Source organism: Corynebacterium sp. HMSC059E07 (genome assembly GCF_001814395.1).
Classification (GTDB): domain Bacteria; phylum Actinomycetota; class Actinomycetes; order Mycobacteriales; family Mycobacteriaceae; genus Corynebacterium; species Corynebacterium hesseae.
This window is the reverse complement of the sequence record NZ_KV816337.1, coordinates 16219-38200: the sequence shown is the minus strand read 5'-3', so window position 1 is coordinate 38200 and position 21982 is coordinate 16219. Positions and strand designations below refer to the sequence as shown.

General features: G+C 60.9%; 19 protein-coding genes and 1 other RNA gene. 11 read left to right on the top strand and 9 right to left on the bottom strand.

Features of this window, described 5'->3' with window-relative positions; translation table 11 throughout:
* The 4 genes from HMPREF2967_RS12205 to HMPREF2967_RS12190 all read right to left on the bottom strand — a co-directional run.
* The coding region (locus HMPREF2967_RS12205; RefSeq protein WP_083312627.1) for an IS1634 family transposase at positions 1–1306 on the bottom strand (1306 nt) is incomplete at its 3' end.
* A gap of 234 nt (positions 1307–1540) precedes the next feature.
* A complete protein-coding gene (locus tag HMPREF2967_RS12925; RefSeq protein WP_083312626.1) occupies positions 1541–2317 on the bottom strand; it encodes an excalibur calcium-binding domain-containing protein in 777 nt (258 codons plus the stop codon).
* 137 nt (positions 2318–2454) lie between these two features.
* Positions 2455–3432 carry an SURF1 family cytochrome oxidase biogenesis protein gene (locus HMPREF2967_RS12195; RefSeq protein ID WP_070686738.1) on the bottom strand — a complete coding sequence of 326 codons (978 nt, stop codon included), beginning with the start codon at positions 3430–3432 and terminating at the stop codon, positions 2455–2457.
* Between the two features lie 31 nt (positions 3433–3463).
* The gene (locus HMPREF2967_RS12190) at positions 3464–3955 is read right to left on the bottom strand and encodes a low molecular weight protein-tyrosine-phosphatase (RefSeq protein ID WP_070519723.1); all 492 of its coding nucleotides are present in this window, start codon (positions 3953–3955) and stop codon (positions 3464–3466) included.
* A gap of 102 nt (positions 3956–4057) precedes the next feature.
* On the opposite strand from HMPREF2967_RS12190, the gene HMPREF2967_RS12185 reads away from it, so the two are divergent.
* The 5 genes from HMPREF2967_RS12185 to HMPREF2967_RS12165 all read left to right on the top strand — a co-directional run bounded on the left by HMPREF2967_RS12185 (position 4058) and on the right by HMPREF2967_RS12165 (position 8671).
* Complete coding sequence (locus tag HMPREF2967_RS12185; RefSeq protein ID WP_070686736.1) at positions 4058–4906, top strand: Nif3-like dinuclear metal center hexameric protein; 849 nt, start codon at positions 4058–4060, stop codon at positions 4904–4906.
* Positions 4907–5623 carry a zinc ribbon domain-containing protein gene (locus HMPREF2967_RS12180; RefSeq protein ID WP_070519727.1) on the top strand — a complete coding sequence of 239 codons (717 nt, stop codon included), beginning with the start codon at positions 4907–4909 and terminating at the stop codon, positions 5621–5623.
* Positions 5620–6783: a bifunctional RNase H/acid phosphatase gene (locus HMPREF2967_RS12175; RefSeq protein WP_070686734.1), complete on the top strand. Its 1164-nt coding sequence runs from the start codon at positions 5620–5622 to the stop codon at positions 6781–6783. The genes HMPREF2967_RS12180 and HMPREF2967_RS12175 overlap by 4 nt, the downstream gene beginning before the upstream one ends.
* A gap of 15 nt (positions 6784–6798) precedes the next feature.
* Positions 6799–7231: RNase P RNA component class A (gene rnpB, locus HMPREF2967_RS12170), an RNA gene on the top strand.
* A 36-nt stretch (positions 7232–7267) separates the two neighbouring features.
* The gene (locus HMPREF2967_RS12165; protein ID WP_070686732.1) at positions 7268–8671 is read left to right on the top strand and encodes an RNB domain-containing ribonuclease; all 1404 of its coding nucleotides are present in this window, start codon (positions 7268–7270) and stop codon (positions 8669–8671) included.
* On the opposite strand, the gene HMPREF2967_RS12160 is transcribed toward HMPREF2967_RS12165, so the two are convergent.
* Positions 8668–9939 (bottom strand): galactokinase family protein, encoded by a 1272-nt coding sequence (locus HMPREF2967_RS12160; protein ID WP_070519733.1) that lies wholly within the window; start codon positions 9937–9939, stop codon positions 8668–8670. The two genes, HMPREF2967_RS12165 and HMPREF2967_RS12160, sit on opposite strands and share 4 nt — an antisense overlap.
* A gap of 146 nt (positions 9940–10085) precedes the next feature.
* Here HMPREF2967_RS12160 and HMPREF2967_RS12155 point away from each other — a divergent pair, with 146 nt between their 5' ends.
* On the top strand, positions 10086–10274 hold the full coding sequence (locus HMPREF2967_RS12155; protein ID WP_070519735.1) for a hypothetical protein: 189 nt from the start codon (positions 10086–10088) through the stop codon (positions 10272–10274).
* A gap of 135 nt (positions 10275–10409) precedes the next feature.
* Here HMPREF2967_RS12155 and HMPREF2967_RS12150 read toward each other — a convergent pair whose 3' ends face one another.
* Together HMPREF2967_RS12150 and HMPREF2967_RS12145 are read right to left on the bottom strand one after the other, a co-directional pair.
* Positions 10410–12134 carry a CYTH and CHAD domain-containing protein gene (locus HMPREF2967_RS12150; protein WP_070519737.1) on the bottom strand — a complete coding sequence of 575 codons (1725 nt, stop codon included), beginning with the start codon at positions 12132–12134 and terminating at the stop codon, positions 10410–10412.
* Positions 12135–12244: 110 nt separating this feature from the next.
* Entirely contained in the window at positions 12245–13108 is an 864-nt protein-coding gene (locus tag HMPREF2967_RS12145; protein ID WP_232770864.1) for a DUF2786 domain-containing protein, read from the bottom strand.
* Between the two features lie 411 nt (positions 13109–13519).
* On the opposite strand from HMPREF2967_RS12145, the gene HMPREF2967_RS12140 reads away from it, so the two are divergent.
* The 4 genes from HMPREF2967_RS12140 (at position 13520) to HMPREF2967_RS12125 (ending at position 18884) form a co-directional block, all read left to right on the top strand.
* Positions 13520–14857: a glutamine synthetase family protein gene (locus HMPREF2967_RS12140; protein ID WP_070561987.1), complete on the top strand. Its 1338-nt coding sequence runs from the start codon at positions 13520–13522 to the stop codon at positions 14855–14857.
* A gap of 7 nt (positions 14858–14864) precedes the next feature.
* Positions 14865–17924 (top strand): bifunctional [glutamine synthetase] adenylyltransferase/[glutamine synthetase]-adenylyl-L-tyrosine phosphorylase, encoded by a 3060-nt coding sequence (locus HMPREF2967_RS12135; protein WP_070686730.1) that lies wholly within the window; start codon positions 14865–14867, stop codon positions 17922–17924.
* Between the two features lie 176 nt (positions 17925–18100).
* Entirely contained in the window at positions 18101–18418 is a 318-nt protein-coding gene (locus HMPREF2967_RS12130) for a hypothetical protein (RefSeq protein ID WP_070519746.1), read from the top strand.
* A gap of 34 nt (positions 18419–18452) precedes the next feature.
* Entirely contained in the window at positions 18453–18884 is a 432-nt protein-coding gene (locus tag HMPREF2967_RS12125; RefSeq protein WP_227485674.1) for a hypothetical protein, read from the top strand.
* 162 nt (positions 18885–19046) lie between these two features.
* Here the strand turns inward: HMPREF2967_RS12125 and HMPREF2967_RS13495 are convergent, their stop codons facing one another.
* Both HMPREF2967_RS13495 and HMPREF2967_RS12120 read right to left on the bottom strand, forming a co-directional pair.
* A complete protein-coding gene (locus tag HMPREF2967_RS13495; RefSeq protein ID WP_255365899.1) occupies positions 19047–19178 on the bottom strand; it encodes a hypothetical protein in 132 nt (43 codons plus the stop codon).
* 15 nt (positions 19179–19193) lie between these two features.
* A complete protein-coding gene (locus tag HMPREF2967_RS12120; protein ID WP_070686728.1) occupies positions 19194–20495 on the bottom strand; it encodes an MFS transporter in 1302 nt (433 codons plus the stop codon).
* A 38-nt stretch (positions 20496–20533) separates the two neighbouring features.
* Here HMPREF2967_RS12120 and thrC point away from each other — a divergent pair, with 38 nt between their 5' ends.
* Positions 20534–21979: a threonine synthase gene (gene thrC, locus HMPREF2967_RS12115; RefSeq protein WP_070686726.1), complete on the top strand. Its 1446-nt coding sequence runs from the start codon at positions 20534–20536 to the stop codon at positions 21977–21979.
* Positions 21980–21982 lie beyond the last annotated feature (3 nt).

The window sequence follows — 21982 nt, the reverse complement described above, 5'->3', positions numbered from 1 at the left end:
GGCGTGCTTTCAGGTCTGATTTCGACATCCGAAATGATTTCTCAATGTTGAACAGCCTGCGGTAATGCCCGATAACCTCACTAGCGGGAAGAGTAGTCAGGTCGGTTTCATAGCCTTTAATTCCGGCCAGGGCTCGGTGCTTGGCAGCAAGAGCGTAGTTAACCTTCTTATTCGGGGCGGAAAGATCAATATAGCGGTTGCGCTTGATTGCGATATCGCCGTCAACAGCACGTTTGGCTTTTGCGACTTGCTCTTTGATTCCGCGCAGGCTGCGTCTAGCCCGATCATGGGAGTACTGGAAGTGGGTCACCGAATTTGGGGTAGCGTGTTTGCGCCCATCACTTGCCGAGGCTTGCGTCCAGATCTGGCCGTGGGTGTAGTCTTCACCGGGGTTTTCTCGCCGCCAGGTTTCGATCACCTCAGGCACGGTGAGGGTTTTCACCGACAAGATGTAGTGCAGGCCTGCATCGATGAGTGCTTGCTTGTTCGCCGCGGAAAACATGCCCGCATCAGCAACGACGGTAACCTCGTCGAGTTGGTAGGCCTCTTGGAACCGTGTGATCATCGGCAGCATCGTGTGGGTTTCTGCCGAATTGCCAGCAAACGCGCCCACATGCAGTGGAAACCCAGTGGCATCAGTAAGCAGCCCGACAAGGATTTGCGGCTCTAGGCGGCGCTCTTTAGAAAACCCGGGTTTGCGAAGCTCATCAGCAGTATCGGTTTCAAAGTACAAGGTGGTCACGTCGTACAAGATGAATGCGCCTGGCCCAATGCCTGCATGATGGGCCAACGCTTGGGTTAGTATCTCCCCGAACGATTCGGTAGCGAAGGAGGCAAGACGCCTCTGGATGGTGCGATAGCTTGCGCTTGTCACCCCAACTTCAGCAAGGGTTTCGATCGAATCAAACTTTGAGCCAGGATTAATCAACCGAGCGCGCACCAGATCCCGAAACACCGGATCATCACCGGTTGCTGCAGCAAGGCCTAACTCGTTGAAACACGCATCAATACAGTCCAGCAAATATCCGGCCCGCTGACCGACTACCGGCAGCGGGTTGGAAACGCTGCCTGTTGCCGGTGGGGTGTGTGTAGCCTCGCCGAAGTCCATTGCGAGTTGGTCACCATCGACGATGCGTTGAGCTTCAGCGCGTAAAAGCGCAAGCTCAGACTCTGAATGCGCTGAGCCGATATGCTTCATCCTTTTCGCACCTTTGCGTTCAGAGAACACCACCTGCACCGCCATCGCCCCAGAAGCGGTCTTAACGGTGCGAATATAAGGACTCACAAAAATCAGACTACTGAACACCCCCGACACTACCCACTTAGTGCGGAAAAATTCCTCCCCACCGACGAAAACCAACAGGTAACAGTGTCAAGAGTGACGTTGCTCACCCACCCATGGCCTAAGTCAGGTTTCAAACTACTTTTCTCCAGAAGTGCGCCCAATCCTAGGTGGCGCTACACGGAGCTTGAACAGGAAAGCCTCAAGCACATGTAAGGCGAAGTCGTTAGGGATGCCTTGATCAGTGCGTCCCTTTCTCTAACCGACCTTGTCACAAGCGATACCGTCGCCGTCGCGGTCTAGGCGTCGACTATAGCCGGGGCTTCCCGCAGTCATATGAGAATAGCCTGCTTCTCGGGCTTCCTTGCAGCTTCTAAAATTCAAATCAGCTGGCGGCTGATCAAGCTGAGGCGCCGGCTGTTGCTCAATCTGCTGTTGTTCTTCGAGCTCCTGCTGTAAACGTTGCTGTTCAGCCTCAGCTGCTTCTTGCTCGGTCTGACGCCGTTGGGACTCCACAATTTCCTCTTGTTTGCGTCGCTCTTCTTCTGCAGCACGAATCTCGTTGTCGCAGTCTTCTGTCCAGCCGTGTGAGCCATCAGTGAAAAATGTATTTTTAGCCCCATCAATGGGTTCACATCGATCAATTTGCTTCGGCGGGGTGCTAGTTGTGGGCGACTCTTCGGTGGTCTTGGGGCCCGCTGGCTGGGTCGAGGTTTCTGGCTCAGTCAGATGTTCGCTGGAATCTTCTTGACTCGTACGAGGAGAACTGGGAGCAATTAGTCCTCCGACGAGAGCTGAGAGAATTGCAATTGCTGTAATGATGCCCCAGTGGCGTTTAAGCGGGGCGGCACCATTAATCTCTCGCCGTTGGTGTAACAGATACCAAGCACTAGGAAGGACGAAGGCTAGGCCTATGAAGAGTCCTCCAGCAAAGCTTCGAAAAGATCCTGAGGCTATACTTCCTACGACTATCAGTGCGCCGAAAATGATTCCGCCCCAAGCGAGGAAGTTCTTAAACTTTAATTTCTTGTTCATATGTACAAATGGTGAGAATCCAAGTAGGAACTCGGTATAAGCCCTAGTGATACTTGGTAGTTGGTAACTCTAGTTATTGCAGTCTACTGCGCTTGAGCAGGGGACGAAGGAAACTTGAGCTCACTAATATTCAGGTGCTAGTAGCGCTCCTGACCGCGCTCACGGATCTTCTCGTAGAAGTCCGGCTTGGCGGAGCCATAGCGTGAGCGGGAGCGGCGCGAAGGCTGCGTGGCAGCCGCAGGCGTCGAAGGCGGGGCAGCAGGCGTCGTAGCATCAGAGTCCTCGCCGGAAGGATCCTTGTGTTCGGAGCTTTCGACGCCCGCAGCCGTATCGGGGGAGCCGGCGCCGGTGGCGGCCGCAGTGGCCTCAGCAATCAGGGCATCCTCATCGCGGGCGCGGCGGCGCTCCCGGATCTCGGACCACACGAAGTAGGCAAACCCCAGCGGCGCCATCACACCGAAGGCAATCCACTGGTAGCCATAGGACAAGTGGTTGCCGCGGTCCAGCTTTGGAACCGGCAGCGCATGCAGCTCACCTGGCTGCTCGGGGGAGAGTTGGAGGTAGTCGTGGGCGAGGGGGACGTCGACAAGCTCTGCAATCTGCTCCGTATTGATGGAGTAGACCTGCGTATAACCCTGTTCCTCAATGGGTGCGGAGGTGTGCTTGCGCTCGTCGTAGCGCGCCATGGCCACGATGGTGACCTTGCCCTGCGGGGCCGGGGCGATGTGGGGGACGGAGTTGCCCTCATCCGTGGGCATCCAGCCGCGGTTGACCAGGAACGTCTCACCAGACTCGGTTTCAAAGGGGACCAGCGATTGGAATCCCGGGGCGGATTCCACCGGGCGCAGGCGCAGGAGCACCTCATCTTCTGAGAGGTAGTGGCCGGTTAGCTCCACGCGTTCCCACTCCTTGTGCAGGGAGCCATCAGCAGAAAAGACTTCGGTGACCGGCTGGGGGTCGGCGTCGTAGGCCTCCTCAATGAGGTGGTTGCGCTCCACAATCTGCGCGTCCTTATTCAGCTGCCACGGAGCGAGCACCGTGAAAGACAAATAGGAAAACGCGACGATGAAGATGAGAGAGAGCACCCACCCAGGCTTGAGGAATGTCTTAAGCATGATGACCAGTCTAGTAGCCGCGCAGAATTATCTAGCCGTGGTTTTCTTTAATCCAGTCGAGCAGCCCCGGAACGGAAGCATCGATCTCACTGCGGGTGCGGGCGAAGTCCTCCTCCGTGCCGTAGAAAGGATCCTCCACGCTGGCATCCTCCGGTGAGTTCGGATCGAAGCTGCGCATGAGGCGCACCTTGTCTTCCGGGATGCCGCGCTCGATGAGGGCATCGCGGTGGCCGGTGTCCATGGCCACGAAGAGGTCCGCGTCCATATGATCCGGACCCAGCTGGGCGGCCTGGTGGCCGGCGCCATCGTGGCCGCCGCGGCGCAGCTCAGCCACGGCGCGCTCATCCGCGCCCTGGCCCACGTGCCAGCCGCCGAGGCCGCAGGAAGAAACTCGCGCGAGGAGATCGAGCATGTCGGTCTCCATGGCGTCGCGTGTAATGATTTCCGCCATGGGTGAGCGGCAAATGTTGCCCGTGCACACGAAGACGATGTGGAGCTGGTTGTCGTTCTCCGGAGGCGTCATGCAAAGGCTCCTTAAGCTAGAGGGGTGCGCTGGCGAACGAAAGCTAGGATATAGCAGCGACGCGACTGACGTGAAACCTCAAGCCAACAAGGAGCATATGAGATGGCAGAACGAACGACCGTTGGCGAGATCCGCCGCGTAATCCACGAGGCCTACCCGCCGCAGCTGGCCGAGTCCTGGGATGCCGTTGGCCTGGTGTGCGGTGACCCCGCGGACGAGGTGAGCACCGTGGCCTTCGCCTTGGACTGCACCCAGGAGGTGGCAGACAAGGCCGTCGAGCTCGGCGCGCAGATGCTCGTGGTGCACCACCCGCTGCTGCTGCGCGGGGTGACTTCGGTGGCGGCGGATACCCCGAAGGGCAAGGTCATCCACACGCTGATCCGGGGTGGCGTGGCCTTGTTGGCCGCGCACACCAACGCGGATAAAGCCCGCCCGGGGGTTAACGATAAGTTGGCCGAGCTCGTCGGCATCACGTCTGGCCGCCCCATCGTCCCGGTGGAGCCCTATGAGAACCTCGACGAGGCCTTAGGGCTAGGGCGCGTGGGCGAGCTTGAGCAGCCGGTGACTCTGCGCGAATTCACCCAGCGCGTGGCCGATGCCCTTCCGGAAACCGAATGGGGAGTGCGCGCGGCCGGCGATCCGGAGCGCATGGTGAAGAAAGTTGCCGTCTCCAGTGGCTCGGGGGATTCCTTCCTGGACCAGGCGGCAGCGCTCGGCGTGGACGTCTACGTCACCTCCGATTTGCGCCACCACCCGGTGGATGAGCACCTGCGCGCCGCGCACCTGGCGGAGCCGGAGGGCCCGGCGGTGGTGGATACCGCTCACTGGGCCAGCGAGTTTCCCTGGACTGCCCAAGCGCGCGATATTGTGGAGGACGCATTGCGCGTGAACACCGAGATCATCGATGTCCGCACCGACCCATGGACGATTTCTGCGCATAAGGAGAACTAAATGAAACTGCCACAGGACCTGCAGAGCATCCTGCTGGAGCTGGCCACCCTCGAGCGCTCCCAGGCGCTAGGTGGGGCAACCACCATCCCGGAGCAAGAGGAGTACGAGAAGGCTCAGGCCGCACACGCCCGGCTTGTCGACGCCTCCGGCTCCGCCCAGCTCGCCGTCGACGATATGGAACTGGAAATCTTGCGCATCCAGGCTGACGAGCGCAAGCTACGCCAGCGCGAGCGCGATGACAAGGCGCAGCTTGGTGCTGCGACCGACCCGGAGACCCGCAAGGACCTAGAGCACGATCTCTACGCGGCCAAGTCCCGCATCGCGGATCTCATGAGCGAGCTACAGGAAGCCCACAACGAAATCCACGCTCTGCGCGCCAACCTGGATGTCCACGGCGCCAAGGTCTCCGATTCCGAGCGCAAGCTCGAAGTGCTCAAGCGCGCGGCCGAGGCCGCCCAGGAGGCCGCGGCGAACCGACCGGACCCGCAGGTGCGCATCGGCGAGCTGCGCGAGCAGCTGCCCGCGGATGTCCTGGAGGAGTACGAGACCGTGCGCGAAGAAAACGGCGTGGGCGCTGCGGCTTTCACCGGGCGCGGTTGCGGCGGTTGCTTCATCGTGCTGCCGCCGGCCGAGCAGAACGCGGTGCGCAACGCTGCTGCGGACGAGGTTCCGCAGTGCAGCGACTGCGGCTCCTACCTGGTGCGCCCTGCCTCATGAAGCTAGTCATCTTTGCTGATGGCGGCTCCCGCGGCAACCCCGGGATAGCCGGTTCTGGCACCGCGGTCTACAACGCGGACCGCTCGCAACTGCTCAAAGAAATCGCCTACGTTGTGGGCCAGAAGTCCACGAATAACGTGGCCGAATACCACGGGTTGCTGCGCGGCCTGGAGGCAGCGGTGGAGCTGGGCGCAGACGAGGTGGAGTTCTATATGGACTCCAAGCTCGTGGTGGAGCAGATGAACGGGCGCTGGAAGATCAAGCACCCGGATATGCAGAAGCTGGCCGTCGAGGCTCGCCGCCTGTTGAACCAGATTCCGCGCTTCAGCCTCGAGTGGGTCCCGCGCGCCAAGAACTCGGTGGCCGATGAGCTCTCCAACGTCGCCATGGATGCCGCCGCGAAGGGCGAGCCCGTGGGTGTCGTAGGCGGCTCGGATAACGCGCCTGAGCCTGCCGCCGCTGGCACTGCGGCTGAGTCGGAGGCAGGGGAGACGTCGCCAAGCACGGCGTCCTCTACCGCAGCCGACTGGCGCCCCGAGACCGGACAGGCCACCCGCTTCATCCTGCTGCGCCACGGGCAAACGGCAATGTCCGCCGCCAAGCAGTACTCTGGGCGCGCAAACCCCGAGCTGACCGAGCTGGGCAAGAAGCAAGCGCTCGCCGCAGCGCAAGCCCTGGCCGATACCCACATCGATGCCGTCGTGTGCTCCCCGCTGCGCCGCTGCCAGCAGACGGCTGCGGCCGTGGTGGAGGGCCGTGAGCTGCGCGTGGAAACCGTCGAGGACCTCATCGAGGTGGACTTCGGGCGCTGGGAAGGTAAGACCTTCGCCGAAGCCGACGCCGCCGACCCCGAGCTCCACGCGCGTTGGTTGAAGGATACGTCCGTGGCCTGCCCGGGCGGGGAGTCCCAGCGCGCCGTGCACCGCCGCGTGAGTGCTGCGCGCCGCGAGCTGCAGCAGCGCTATGCGGGGCAGACCGTTCTCGTGGTCTCCCACGTCAACCCCATCAAATCCTTCGTGCGCCAGGCTCTCGATTCCGGACCGCAAACGCCCAACCACCTCTTCCTGGAGCTGGCTTCCGTGAGTGAGGTCGAGTTCTTCGACGGCGGCAGCACCCTGCACCGTTTCAACGATGTGGGGCATCTGGGCGCGCTGCGATAAACTAACAGGCGCGAATGAGCCGACCGGGCAAACGCGTTCCGTCGAACCGGCCCCTTTGTGGGACTAGGCGCGGGCCGAGGAAAGTCCGGACTCCACAGAGCACGGTGGTTGCTAACAGCAACCCGGGGTGACCCGCGGGAAAGTGCAACAGAAAGTAGACCGCCGCGTACCTCCACCGCGTTTCGGCGCAGCGTGGGGAAGCGGTAAGGGTGAAAGGGTGCGGTAAGAGCGCACCAGCACTGTCAGCGATGGCGGTGGCTGGGTAAACCCCACTGGGAGCAAGGCATCACGGCCCGCCACGCTAGCGGGCCCGATCAGGCGTTAGTAGGTTGCTCGCCGAAGCCTGAAGGTAGCTGCTTGAGCCAACTGGCAACGGTTGGCCTGGATGGATGTTTGCCACCGCGCCGCGTGCGCGGCACAGAATCCGGCTTATAGGTTGGCTCATTCGCACCCACACTTTTATTTTTTGGAACAATGGGGCGGCATGAAACTATATGCCGCGCCCTTGGACTTTCGGCCCATCGCCGAGGAGTTTTCCGTTCCGACAGATTTCCCGGAGAACGTCACCGCACAGGCCGCCTCCGCGCAGGACCGCTATGCCGAGCAGCGCCGCGATGCCCGGGACATCCCGCTGGTAACAATTGATCCGGCCGGCTCCATGGACTTGGACCAGGCCGTGTTCATCGAGGCGCGCGATGGCGGCTACCGCGTGCTCTATGCCATCGCGGATGTCGCCGCGTTCATCGAACCGGGCTCCGCACTGGAGCAGGAATCCCTCAAGCGCGGCCAGACCATTTACCTGCCCGATGAGCCGGCGCGGCTGCACCCGGCAGAGCTCTCCGAAGATAGGGCTTCGCTGCTTGCCGACGTCGACCGCCCCGCCGTCCTCTGGACCTTTGACCTTGACTCCGCAGGTGAGGTGGAGGACTTCTTGGTGGAGCGCGCGCTTGTGCGCAGCCACGCGCGGCTGGACTACGACCAAGTGCACGCCGACTTGGAGAAGGGCACGCTGCATTCCTCCATCGCCTTGCTGCCGGAGGTGGGAAAGCTGCGCCAGGCTTCCTCGCTGCGCCGCGAGGCGATCAACTTGCGCATTCCCTCGCAGCGCGTATCCGAAAGCAGCGATGGGGAGAAAGGCCATTACGAGCTGGTCATGGAGCCGCGCCATGAGGTGATGGACTATAACTCGGAGATTTCCCTGCTCACCGGGATGTGCGCGGGGCGGCTGATGGAATCACATGGAGTTGGTTTCCTGCGCACCCTATCGGCGGCCACCCCGGAGGCTGAGGCCACCTTCCGCTCTGAGGCGGAGGCCCTGGGTTTTGAGCTGGGGGAGAGCAGCATCTCTGAATTCCTGCATTCCGTGGACGCGGATTCGCCGCGCGGGATGGCGGTGATGCGCGAGGCCCAGCGTTTGCTTCGTGGTGCTGACTACGTGTGGCTGGAGGATGCCCAGGCGGACGTGCACGCGGGAATCGGCGGCTACTATGCACACGTGACGGCCCCGTTGCGGCGTTTAGTTGACCGCTTTGCCACGGAGGTCTGCCTGGCGCTCAGCGGCGGCTACGAGGTTCCGCAGTGGGTGCGTGAGCGCGCCGGGGATGTCATTTCCACGATGCGCTCGACATCGCAGCTGGCCTCCCAGGTGGATAAGGCCTGTTTGAACCTTACGGAGGCGACGGTCTTGGCGCCGTGGGTAGGCACCAACTTCGAAGCCGTGGTGGTTGATGGCGGGGAACAGCGCGAGAAGGCGCGCCTCTTCGTCCTAGACCCGCCGGTGATGGGGCAGGCCGTAGGCCACCCGGAGACCGGCAAGGAGACGATGGTGTCCTTGGTCAAGGCCGACGTTGAGGAGCGCGATGTGCTCTTCGCGTGGCCGGCGGACTAGTCCTCGGTGATTGCTGGGCTTCCGGCAGTAAGCGGGACGACAAGCAGGCCGTCCTCGGCCAAGTCGGCCGCAAAGTTTGCGGCCTTGGTGCTCGGCACGTAGGCGATGACCGCGGAGGACGTGCCCGCGTGGGCGGAGCGTGCCGCGACGGCGCCGCGCGCGGTGGCCAGCTGCGCGAGTTTCTCCGCGGAGCTGAATTCATACACGGTGGACAAGGCTGACTGCGACTGCGTGAGGAGCGGGAAAAGCTCGGTGCCGCGGCGCGAGCGCAAAGCGCGGGCAACTCCTTCGGCGCGCTCGGTTTCCTCTGAGTAGAAGGTCAGCCACGCGGTGGCTTGCGCGATGGTCGGCTGATTCTCGGTGCCGTGCACCTTGTGGACAGCGGCGAGCCACTCGAGGACGCGTTGGGGTGCATCCGGCAACAGGCGCAGCGAAGGCGTGCCGAAGGCGCGGCAGGCGGCGTCGATGAATCGCTCGCGGGTGCGAATCTCTGCGACGGCTTCTAAGGAATCGGCATCACTTGGCACGGCCAGCGCGAAAGCCGCGATGTCTTTGTTGACCATGTGCGGTGCCTGGGTGACGGAGCCGTCGGCGTAGTCGATGATGGTGATGGACTCACCAGCGCCGCGCAGCGCGGCGGAGTGGCGGGCGCGCAGCGCAGGGAATCGGGCGAAGGTGCCAACTGCTTGGGAACACACCTCCGCGATGCGGGCACGCAGCGGAGCATCATGCAGATCATCTGCGTTGCCGAGCAACGCTAGCGCTGTGGCAATGTCGATGGCTGCGGCGGCGCCGAGCCCGGTCGAATCGGGGATGTCGTTGACCACGGTGATATCGGCGCCGGCGGTCTCGCGGGTAAGGAGCTGGCGGTTGATCATGGTGTAGATGATGCCGCCGAGGCGCGCGGCGATGGCCCCTTCGGGTGCAGGGGGTTCGATGGGCTGGCCTTCGGAATCGACGCTGGGCTGTTGCTCCGCGGCGAGGGAAGAGACCTGCTCGAGGGAAATTTGGTCTTCAACGGTCTCGCCGTTGGTGTGCTCTAGGCGAACCTTGACCAGGCCGTCGCTGCGGGGGCTGACAGCTGCTGCCGCGCGGATGTTGGCCAGGCCCATGATGGCGATGCCGCCGTAGTGATCGATGTGCTCGCCGATGAGTGCCCAGGTGGCAGGGGCGCTGGCAACATGAGCTGCATCAGCGCCCACGTTCTCGCGGTGTGCGGCGCGAACGCGGTCGACGGCCGGGGTCGAAGGGGCAGTCCACAGGGGCATCGGGAAGGTTCTCCTTTGCTGGTGGCGAAAGCCTGCCTAAAAGAAAAGGCAGGAGTAGGTGACCAATCTATTCTAACGGGCGTGACCCGCGGGCGGTCTGTAGTGTGGGGTGCACTGATTACTTGCCCGACAGAACGGAGAAAACTATGGCTGAGGCTGACAACAAGTGGTTCTACGACCCGTCTACCGGTGAGGTATCCCAGGGAAAGGTGTCCGGCTGGGAGAACCGCATGGGCCCCTACAATTCCCGCGAGGAAGCCGAGCGCGCTATTGAAATCGCGCAAGCCCGCACCGCCGCGGCTGATGCTGAGGATGCCGCCGAAGACGATAACTAGGCGATAGCTAAACGTCTCATGGCCGGCCATGAGGCGGATGCGAAAAGCTCGGGCCCACACCACCGCAAGCAGGCGATGGTGTGGGCCGTTGTGGTGACTGCACAACTACACAGCCACGCAGGATGAGCCGGCGGCTTAGCGCAGCTTCTTGCGCAGCGGCTTAAACGCGGACTTGATGGCTTTAAAGCTGTCCGAGTAGGCGTTGAGTGCTTCCAACCCGATGACGCGCTCGCGCTGGTAGAGCAGACCATAGCCGAAGGTATCCTCGCCACGCCGGCGTGCGGTTTCTGCCAATTCGAGCAACTTATCGCGAGATGTCACGGAATCCTGGAAGTCTCCCAAGACAGATTGCATCTGCTTGCAGGCCTTGTAGAGGTTCTTGGTCTTTAGCGTGGTGGCTGAACCAGCGGCCTCAGCTGCATAGCGCAGTTTCTTTGCGGCCTTGCGCATATCGTGGAAGTACTCTTCACGCTCATGCAGCGTCAGCTCGGTGTTATCCCAGTTGGAGATAGCCTTCTTGTGGCGCTTGACCAGCTTGTCATAGGCCTGCTTGAGGTGCAGCGCCATCACCGTGTCAAGATCGTGGGACTCTTCTTCATCACGTTTGGCGTGCTTCGGCGCATAGTCCTTCGCTGCCTCCTGCTGCTCAGATAGTTCAGCGGAAGCTGTGGCAGCGGAATCAGATTCCACCGCACCGTTGTCCCCGGCGCTGGTGTCTTCGTCAACCGAAGCATCCTCGGCGGCGACTGGCGGGTTGGAAAGGAATGCGTCGAGCGCATCGAGCAGAGCCAGGTACTGGTCAGAATCGAGAGCGGCGATGACACGACGATGCGCGCGGCGGTAAGCGCGGCCCATATCGTGTGCGATGTGTTCGCGGGTGGCTTCATCAAGCACATCGGAGTCCTCCGATGCGAGGAGATTCTGCCAGCGTTCTTCCACAACTTCGGCGTCACGAGCAACGCCAAGCATGGCAGCAAGCTCCTTGAGATCGCACTCTAAGCGTTTGATCTCCGGGCCCACGACAATGCCGTGGAAGGTTTGAAGGTGGCTGCGCAATTCGCGGGTAGCAACGCGCATTTGGTGCACGGAATCCCACTCATCACGGCGTACCCGCGGATCAAACTCGACGAGCTTATCCCGATTAGCTCGCAGTGCCTCCACGACTGCCGCCGCGGGGGAGCCGGGCTCCACGTTAGACGTTGCGAGTGCTGGGGGAAGCTCGACATTGTTGATGGACTGCCCCAATGCTGACTTCAGCTTGGACGGTGAGGAGGAAACCCGCGCGCCAGAACTGATCAACAGGGAGGTGGCATGACGCAGTAGCGCGCTGCCCTCCTTCGTACCGGGCAGTTCTCCTGCGAGCTCTACTTCCCACTCGCGCCATGTGCTCTGAGAGCCACCTGGTAGGAAAGAGAATGCGGTGACATGGTCATCGCAGAACTCAGCGACAGGCTGCTCGTCCGTGTTTACGAGGAGCAATTCGGTGCGGTTGTTGTCCACTTGTGCAATGGGTTCAAGCGGGTGGTTACGGATCACCGAACGAACCTGGTGGAGGAGTTCGGCCGGGACTTCGTACTTGCCGTCGACGGGTTCACCGAGTTCGGCTCGGATTTCGGTACGACCTTCCGCGCCGGGAATTTTGATATGCCAGCCATCGTCATTTCCACCGGTGCGGCGCCGCAGCGTGATCTTCGCGTGGGTAAGGCGGAGATCCTCAGTGTCGTAGTAAATCGCCGACAACGAGTGGTGGCGAGTTTCTGCGACTCGGGCTACCTCATCGAGGCGGGCGAGATCTGGTACCGGGGTGGTTTCATCCACGGCGAACTTGGCTTCGATTTCAAGAAACGTCTTTGGAGACATGTACACACCTTCGTCGGGGAGCGAAATGATAAAAGAAGAGGTATAAAACCTCTGCACTGCCTTCTAGGTTACCTGGCTAATAGTGCAAATGTGCCAACCCTTGCTGGTCCTTAACCGGTGAGTTGGCGGCGCCCACCCAAGCCCGAGGAATCACCACCCAAGTGGGAATTCTCCGCGGCAGTTGCACCTGCGGACATCCCTGCATGGTTCCTCATTGCTAAGGAGATGGTTCGCGAATCAGGGAAGAGGTGATCAGCTAAAGCTTCTGCCTTATGTCTGCGTACTTCCACCGCTGATAAAGAACGCTGAGCGAGGGCTACGTCGTTTTTCCTTTTGGCGTTGCTGCCCGCAGCCGAGTCTGTCTGTTTCTCGTCGTGAGGCGCCAATGAGGCGTTCGCTTCCTCCAAAAGCTCCCCAATGCGGGTGGCGTAGGCCAAAATGAAGCTTCGGCGAAACGACGCCACATTGCCGAGTAATCGCGCGTTGTCGGCAGCCTCCCCATGAGTCATGTGCCATTCGCACTGCCGCAGGAGGGAAGCGAACAGGTCGCTGACATGATCAATGTCCGCCTCGGCGCCAAAGACGGTGATGATTCCCATGGGGTGAAGCTTGAGGACGGTGCATCCATTTCGATCCGCGATGACGCTAAGAAGCGTGGTCTTGTGGTTGATATAGGGTGCGCTGATACGGATGCGTGTGGACATCACCGTGTCCGGGGATTCGGCGAGTGCCTCATCGAGACGGTGCCGTTGTTGAAGGCTCTGTGCTTTGGCAATGAGCGCACTGGCTTCCTCTTCATAAGGAGTGGATTCTGCCTTTCGCAGAAGTTGGGTGATCTTGTTGCGGATCCGATTCTCTTTGCTGTCTTGGTTTGCCCGAGAACTAGTTTTCTCTGCTGCGAGCACGTCAACGTCACGCAGCGGGGGCAGAGCGGAAGTAGCGTCAATGAGCCGTATGAGGTCATCGGTCGACATAGTCATCGAGTTAGGCGGGGAGACGCTCAACCATTCCTTGCGCAGCACAGTAGAACTAATCTGCGCGGGAATATGGGCAGCGGCACGATAAATAAGAGGGTGGCAAAAGCTGCCTAGGACGTGGAGTAAGTCCTTAGGTGACCATCCTTGACTGGCAGCTTGGCAAATGAGCTCGAGTCCTCGTGCGCTTAAGGTTCCGTGGTGGTTGTTCATAGCTGTTCCTGTTCCGTTTGTATGTGTACATCTGTTCGGTTGTGAGGCCATTCAAGCACGTGAGACTGATATCTGGTCTAAGAGTCGAAAAAATTTGCCCCCGAGATACTCTTGCCAACTGGGACAATAGTTGGAAGGGCGGGGGCAAAAGCTGCAACTCCCGCCGTTACTTGGGCCCGCGGCGGTAGGGTTTAGAATATGAACAGCCAACACGAATTCGTCCTTCGTACAGTTGAAGAACGCGATATCCGCTTCATTCGCCTTTGGTTTACTGACATCTTGGGGGCGCTGAAATCGGTGGTAATGAGCCCCTCAGAGTTGGAATCTGCCTTTGAGGAAGGTGTTGGCTTCGATGGTTCCTCGGTGGAAGGGTTCTCCCGCATCTCAGAGGCCGACACTATCGCAATGCCGGACCCTTCAACCTTCCAAATCATGCCCTTTGACAAGGAAGAACCAGAGCTTCTTTCGGCACGCATGTTCTGCGATATTACCCAGCCCGATGGGCAACCTTCCTTGGTGGACCCGCGCCACATTCTGCGCCGTCAGGTTACTGAGGCTGCCAATGAAGGGTTTACGTGCAAGGCTTCTCCTGAGATTGAGTTTTATCTTCTGGAAGACGCCCGCGATATCAATACCCTGATTGCCACCGATAACGGAGGCTACTTCGACCAAGCCACGCACGATAACGCCCCGAGTTTCCGGCGCCGGTCGATGTACGCGCTGGAATCCATGGGCATTGCCACGGAATTTAGCCACCATGAAACCTCACCTGGGCAGCAGGAAATCGATCTGCGCCATGCCGACGTGCTGTCCATGGCAGACAACATCATGACTTTCCGCTACCTCATTAAAGAGGTTGCCTCCCAGCAAGGAGTGCACGCCACATTCATGCCGAAGCCATTTGAGCATCGCTCTGGCTCGGGCATGCACACGCACTTGAGCCTTTTCGAGGGAGATTCCAACGCTTTCCACGACCCCGACGATGAGATTTCACTTTCCAGTACGGGGCGGCAGTTTATCGCCGGCATCCTTGAACACGCTGTGGAAATGACCGCAATCACCAACCAGTGGACCAACTCCTATAAGCGCCTGATGTTTGGCAGCGAAGCCCCGGGATCAGTGACGTGGGGAATCTCCAACCGTTCGGCGCTGGTTCGAGTTCCTACCTATCGTCTTTCCAAAGAAATGTCGCGCCGCGTTGAGATCCGTTCACTAGATTCAGCGATGAACCCCTACCTGGGCTACGCGGTGTTGCTTGCCGCTGGCCTGCGCGGAATCAGGAAAGGCTATGAGCTTGGTGATCCCGCCGAGGATGACGTCCATCAGCTGACCCGTCGTGAGCGCCGCGCGATGGGGTACAAGGATCTGCCAAGCAGCTTGGACCAGGCACTCCGTGAATTCGAGCGCTCTGAGTTTATGGCGGAAGTCCTAGGAGAGCACGTCTTTGAGTACTTCCTGCGCGCCAAGTGGGATGAGTGGCACGAGTATCAGCAGCAGATCACCGCATTCGAGTTGCGCAACAACCTGAATTTCTAGGAGAAGCATGCGTCCAGCATCTGTACCGTCCCCGGCAACTCTTGGCCTTACCCGGCCAACTGCTGCGGAGGACTTGTCCCGCCTTGGGTGGGATAATCCTGAGTCCCTTGAGCTGCTGTGGACCCTGGCCGCGGCCGGTGATCCCGATATGGCCCTCAATACGTTAATGAGGATCATCGAGTCAGCGCCTGAGATCGGCCCGGCGATGCGTGAAGACGAAACCTTCCGGGTACGTTTGATGGCCCTGTTGGGCGGCTCCTCGGCGTTTGGTGATCACCTTGCCGCCCACCCGGAGACCTGGCGCGAGCTACAGCGCCCGCTGCCGACTCCCACGGAAATGCTGCACACCTTGTTGGAAGAGGTAGGCGCGGAACCGGCGACGTATGCCGAGCAGCCCACTCGTCCTGATACCGCGAGCCCCGATCTGACCTCTCCCGGCACATACCGAGCGGCTCCCGGAGACCACAAAGCATCGCTCAAGGTGGCCTACCGGACGCTCATGATGCGCATCGCCGCTCATGACCTCGCAGGGACTTTCCATTCGCGCAAGGGACAGTCACGGCCGCAGCCGCGGGTGGGCTTCCGTGAAATCACGCGGCTGACGACGGCCCTCGCTGACGCCTCCTTGACGGCAGCGCTCGCCGGTGCTGTCCGAGTGGTCTACGAGGACCAGCCACTCGATGCGCAGCTGGCAGTCATCGCGATGGGTAAGTGCGGTGCGGGCGAATTGAACTACATCTCCGACGTGGACGTGATCTTCGTGGGTTCGGAGGCAACGCCACGGATCACCCGTCTCGCGTCAGAATTCAATCGAATCGGCTCGGCGTGCTTCTTTGAGGTCGACGCCAACCTGCGCCCGGAAGGCAAGTCTGGTGCACTAGTCCGAACTCTGGATTCGCACGTGGCCTACTACAAGCGGTGGGCGGAAACGTGGGAATTCCAAGCCCAACTAAAAGCGCGGCCGCAGACCGGCTACTTGCCCTTGGGCACGGACTATCTCGACCAGATCGGACCCATGGTGTGGACTGCATCGCAGAGGGAATCCTTCGTGGAAGACGTCCAGGCTATGCGCCGTCGAGTGCTGGACAACGTCCCGGAGGATATGCGCCTTCGCGAACTCAAACTCGGCGAGGGCGGCTTACGGGACGTGGAATTCGCCGTCCAACTATTGCAATTGGTTCATGGCCGCTCAGATGAATCGCTGCGCACGCTGGCGACGGTCGATGCCCTCGCAGCGCTCGTGCGCGCCGGGTATGTCGGACGCGAAGATGGCACCCAGCTCATCGAGGCCTATGAGTTTCTTCGCTTGCTCGAGCACCGCCTTCAGTTGGAGCGCTTCCGCCGTACCCACACATTGCCGGAAAAAGATGACCTCAAGGCGCTGACGTGGCTGGCCATCAATTCAGGATTTCACCCACAGGGGCATCAATCAGCAGCGGATCGGATGAACGCCCACCTGCGGAAAATTCGCCTGCTCATCTCTGAGCTGCACTCGCGCTTGTTCTACCGCCCGCTGTTGAATTCCGTGGCGTCGATGTCTGCGGATGAGCTCAAATTGTCGCGAGAAGCAGCGCTTTTGCAGCTGGCAGCACTTGGCTATCGCCACCCGGATCGCGCCTTCGAGCACCTCACCTCCCTGGCGGCTGGGCAGTCACGCAAGGCCCGTATCCAGGCCATCCTGCTGCCGACCTTGATGGAGTGGCTCTCAAACACGGCCGATCCAGACATGGGCCTGCTGAATTATCGCAAGCTGTCTGAGGCGGCCTACGACCGAACGTGGTTCCTGCGCATGCTTCGTGACGAAGGCGTCGTCGGCCAGCGCCTCATGAAGATATTGGGCACCTCGCCATTTACATCGGAGCTCATTATCCGCGCGCCGGACGTCGTTAAGCAGCTCTCCGATGGCGCGGCAGGGCCCAAGCTATTGGAAACCAAACCGGCGCAAGTTTCCTCCGCCTTGATTAATTCCACCAAGCGTCACGCGGACCCTGACAAAGCCGTGTCGGTAGCCCGAGCCCTTCGCCGCGCGGAGCTGGCGCGGATCGCTGCCGCGGATCTGCTGGGATTTTTGCCGGTCCAGCAGGTGTGCTTTGAGCTGTCCACCATCTGGAATGCAGTGCTGGAAGCCGCGCTGCGCGCCGAAGTCAGGGCCTGGAGGCTGGAGAACGATGACGCCGAACCACCAGCCCGCATCGCCGTGATTGGAATGGGGCGGCTCGGCGGCATGGAGCTGGGCTTTGGCTCGGACGCCGATGTCATCGTGGTGGCCGAGCCAACCGAAGACAATGCCGAAGAGGAAGCCCTGCCGTGGGCAATTGGCATTATCGAGAAACTGCGCCGCCGTCTGGCAAAGCCTTCCGGGGATCCGCCCTTGGACGTTGATTTGGGCTTGCGACCAGAGGGTCGGTCGGGAGCAGTTGTGCGCTCGATCGAGTCCTATGAGCGTTATTACTCGCAGTGGGGCGAACCCTGGGAGATGCAGGCACTACTCCGCGCGGCTTTCGTGGCGGGGGACAAAGACGTCGGGCAACGTTTCCTCACCATGGTGGATGCCTTCCGCTATCCACCGCAGGGCGTGAGCGAGAAGACCATCCGCGATATCCGCAGAATGAAAGCGCGCGTTGATAACGAGCGTTTGCCGCGCGGCGCTGACCGCAATACCCATACCAAGCTGGGGCGCGGCGGGTTGACCGATATCGAATGGACCGTCCAGCTGCTGCAGATGATGCATGCTCACGACGTGCCGGCGCTCCATGATCCCTCCACGCTGCGCGTTCTCGACGCCCTCGAGGAGAGCGAGGTCATTCCAGTCCAACAAGTGCAGGAGCTGCGAGAGGCCTGGTTGTTGGCCACCGATGCCCGCAACGCCCTGGTATTGGTGCGTGGCAAGCGTGTGGACCAGCTTCCGGCACCGGGCCCTCAACTGGCGCAGGTGGCTGGTGCGGCCGGCTGGGCGCCCGAGCGCAACCAACAATTCCTAGAGCACTACCTCAAAGTCACCCGGCACGCCCGGAAGGTAGTCGACGAGGTGTTTTGGGGTGAGACTGAGTCATTCGAGCACGATTAGTAGAGCACAGCGTGGGCAGGTGTGTATCCTCCCTGACCCGCACCCTGAGTGAACCCGGATCTATCCCTGAACTTAACGCACGCCCCTGTTCAATCAGGTGATTAGCCGTTAGCCTTAGGCGGAAGTGAACAGATAGTGTCCCGCGCCCCTTTAAGGAGCCTAAAAAGGAGAACACCATGAGCCTTAATCTTTCTCTCGATCTCAATGCTGCCACGCTGGCTGATCTCGATGCATTCTTGTCCGCCGCCCGAGCCGCCGGGTGCGATCCCGCCGCCGCGCTGAGCGTGGAGGGGACGGTGATGCGGTTGGACGTCGACAAGCCCCGCGTTGTCCCTCCTGAGCCGAAGCCAGAGACCCCACGCCGCAGCAGCCTCGATCGCTCCGTCGCAGAGTCAACTATCCGGTCCATCATTGATGCGCTGTCCGAGCGCCTGGATTCGCCGCATCCCCCGCGCGGTACCTCTTTTGGGACCTTTGGCCCTGGCGCGGATTAAGCCGGCGGTGTGAGAAAAGTCTAAGGTTGTGGCCGTGAAGTCCAAGCAGTTTATCGCCGTGTGGGTCCTCGTTGTGATCGCTGTCATCACCGCCGTCGGCGCAGGCTGGTGGGCCACAGAGCGGCACCAGGTGCCGGAGGGCGCACTGACCGTGGAGCAGGTGGTCAACGGTGGCGTCCCACAGGATCAGTCGGTTGATGTTCAGCTCGACCCTGCTGAAAATGACCGCATTGTTTCGCTGGCAGAGGCACTGGGGATCCCGTCGGAATCGGTTCCTCGCGGCCTCTTGTCGGTGGCATCGGACAGGTACCGCTCCCGCCAGATCCTCGAGACTGATCTCAAGAAGGCCGTGGAGGCGGGTGCAATTACGAAAGATGATGCGAAGGGTGTGCTCGCCGCCTTTGACGCCGGGGTCGTCGCCCCGGTGGATGGCCCGATTCTCGTGGAATCGACCCCGGCCGAATAGCCCGATGAACTAGCCCGGCTGGGGTGCCGGCGCGAACACACAGGGACTGGCAGGTGATACGCAGTCAACGGGGATCTGCCTGGCAGCCGCGGATCTTAAGCTCACACGCACAGATAACGAATCGATAAAGGTTGGTGCGTTGAGGTGGAGAAACAACGAAAACTACGCGAGCTGCTCAGAACCGCCCTGGGGGTGAGCATTGCCGTCCTTGTTCCGATTGGCGGTGGGCTCGGGGTCTTCGAAGTGGCCAATTCGGTACCCCTTGAGGCGGCGTTGAGCGCCGCGGCACTTCATTAGCGCAGCCCTGAACTAACCAACCTGCACGATGGTGACGTGCGGGCCGCCGTCCTCGCCGCGGCTGCGCAGGATGTGCGTGATGAGAACACCCACGATGCCAATGCACCACGCGCCAAAGACTGCCCAAGCAGCGAGCCGGAAGTCATGGAAGGGGTAGTCGGGCCCGTTGCCCAAGTGATCGAGAACCATGCCGACGAGCTGGGCGCCGATGACCGTGGCGATGAAGCCTCCCATATTGGCCAGGCCCGTCGCCGTGGCGACGACAGTGCGGTCGAGGTTTTCACGGACAATGTCGAAACCGTAATTTGCCACCGGTGTGCACAGGGCTACCAGGCTGATGAGGATGAACAGCGAGAGATAGCTGCCACCGAAGAGGAAGAACAGGGCCCACACCGCGCAGTGGGTAGCCACAAACCCTAAGGCGAGCCACGGGCGGAAACCGCTGGCCCTGGAGGAAAGCTTGCCGTGCAGTGGGCCGACGAGCACCATGCACACGCTAAACCACGTCAGGATCCAGCCGGCGCTAGTCTTAGAAAAATCCATGCCTGCAGTCATCAGCGGCACGCCCCATAGCATGACGAACACGTTGGTGGCCCCCAGGCCGATCCAGTGAATAAAGAATGCCTGCCAGGCTACGGGGGAACGGAAAACGGTGGAAAACAGCGCTGCTGTGCTTTCCGGCTTTGCGTTAGGTTTTTCCTTCGGCTTGGGCACGATGCCGAGGGATTCTGGGGAATCAGCCACCGCCACCGCGGCCGCAACGGCGATGAGGATGCCCACCGCACCCAAGCTAACGAAGGCCATGGTCCACCCGCCCCAGCCCAGCAGCATGGCGAAAGGAAGGGCGGACAAGAACTGACCCAGCTGCCCAAGCGACGAGGTGACCTGAGTGAACATGGGGGTGCGGTGCAGCGGGAACCAGTAGGGCAAGATGCGCATCACGGAGAGGAAGGCGGTGGCATCGCCCACGCCGATGAGCAGGCGGGCGGCGATGGCTACCCAATAATTGCTGGTGAAGCCAAGGAGTACCTGACCCACGCCCATGATGACGGAACCAATGACGAGCAGGCGCCGCGGCCCGAACTTATCGATGAGCATCCCGGTAGGGATCTGCGCCAGCGAATAGATACCCAATTGCACCGCGGTGAACACGGCAATGCGGGAGGCGTCGACCTCGAAGCGATCGATGGCTTCGAGGCCCGCCACGCCAAAGGACGTGCGGCCGGTCATCGCCACGATATAGACCAACACCGCAGCCACCCACACAGAGAGAGCCTTCGTGGTAATTACATTGCGTGGATGAGGAGCCGACATGGCTGATACTTTACGCGTCACCAACTAAGATGCAGGGGGTGAAGTACATTTCGACCCGCGATACCGCCCGCCAGCCCGCTGCCTTTACGGATATCCTCCTTGGAGGTCTGGCCCCTGATGGTGGGCTTTACCTGCCGGAAACCTATCCCCGCATTGATGACGCCACCCTTACCCAGTGGCGCCAGACTTTGGCTGAGGGCGGCTACGCGGCCCTGGCCGCGGAGGTGCTCAAGCTCTTCGTGGACGATATTCCTGCAGAGGACCTCGAGGGGATTGCCCAGCGCGCCTACACCTACCCGAAGTTCGACGATGAGGAAATCGTCCCCGTCAGCGAACTGGGGGAGGGCCTGTACGTCGGCCACCTCTCTGAAGGGCCGACGGCCGCCTTCAAGGACATGGCCATGCAGATGTTGGGCGAGCTCTTCGAATACGAGCTGGCCCGTCGTGGCGAAACCCTCAACATCTTGGGCGCTACCTCGGGTGACACCGGTTCCTCGGCGGAGTACGCCATGCGCGGTCGCAAGGGCATTCGCGTCTTCATGCTGACCCCGGCCGGGCGCATGACGCCCTTCCAGCAGGCACAGATGTTTGGCCTGGATGACCCGAATATCTGCAATATCGCCCTCGACGGCGTGTTTGATGATTGCCAGGATGTGGTCAAGGCGGTATCGGCCGACGCTAGCTTCAAGGCAGAAAACCGCATCGGCGCGGTCAACTCCATTAACTGGGCCCGCCTCATGGCGCAGGTGGTCTACTACATCAACTGCTACCTCAAGGTCACCACGGAGAACACCGAGAAGGTCTCCTTCAGCGTGCCCACCGGCAACTTCGGTGATATCTGCGCCGGCCACATCGCCCGCCAGATGGGCCTGGCCATCGACAAACTCATCGTCGCAACCAATGAGAATGACGTGCTCGATGAGTTCTTCCGCACCGGCAGCTACCGCCCGCGCTCCTCGGAGCAGACGTACAAGACTTCCTCGCCGTCGATGGATATTTCCCGCGCCTCGAACTTCGAGCGCTTCGCCTTTGACCTGCTGGGCCGCGATGCCGCACAAGTTAAGGAGTTGTTTGGAACGAAAGTGAAGGAAGGCGGGTTTAACGTCGACAAGCAGGCGCTCGACGCTGCCCGCGCCGAGTACGGCTTCCTGTCTGGTTCCTCGACCCACGCCGACCGCCTTGTCACCATTAAGGATGTCCACGAGCGCTACGGCGTGCTGGTGGATCCGCACACTGCCGATGGCATCAAGGTCGCCCGCGCAGTTAAGGATGAGTTCGGCGTTGACACTCCCATCGTGTGCTTAGAAACCGCGCTTCCGGTGAAGTTCGCGGAGACCATCGCGGAAGCCATCGGCAGCGAGCCGGAGGTGCCGGAGCGTTTCGCCGGAATTCTGGAAGCCGAGCGCCACGTCACCGATCTGCCCAACGATGCGGCGGCGGTGAAGGATTACATCACGCAATACATCAAGAGCACGGAGGTTTAAGCC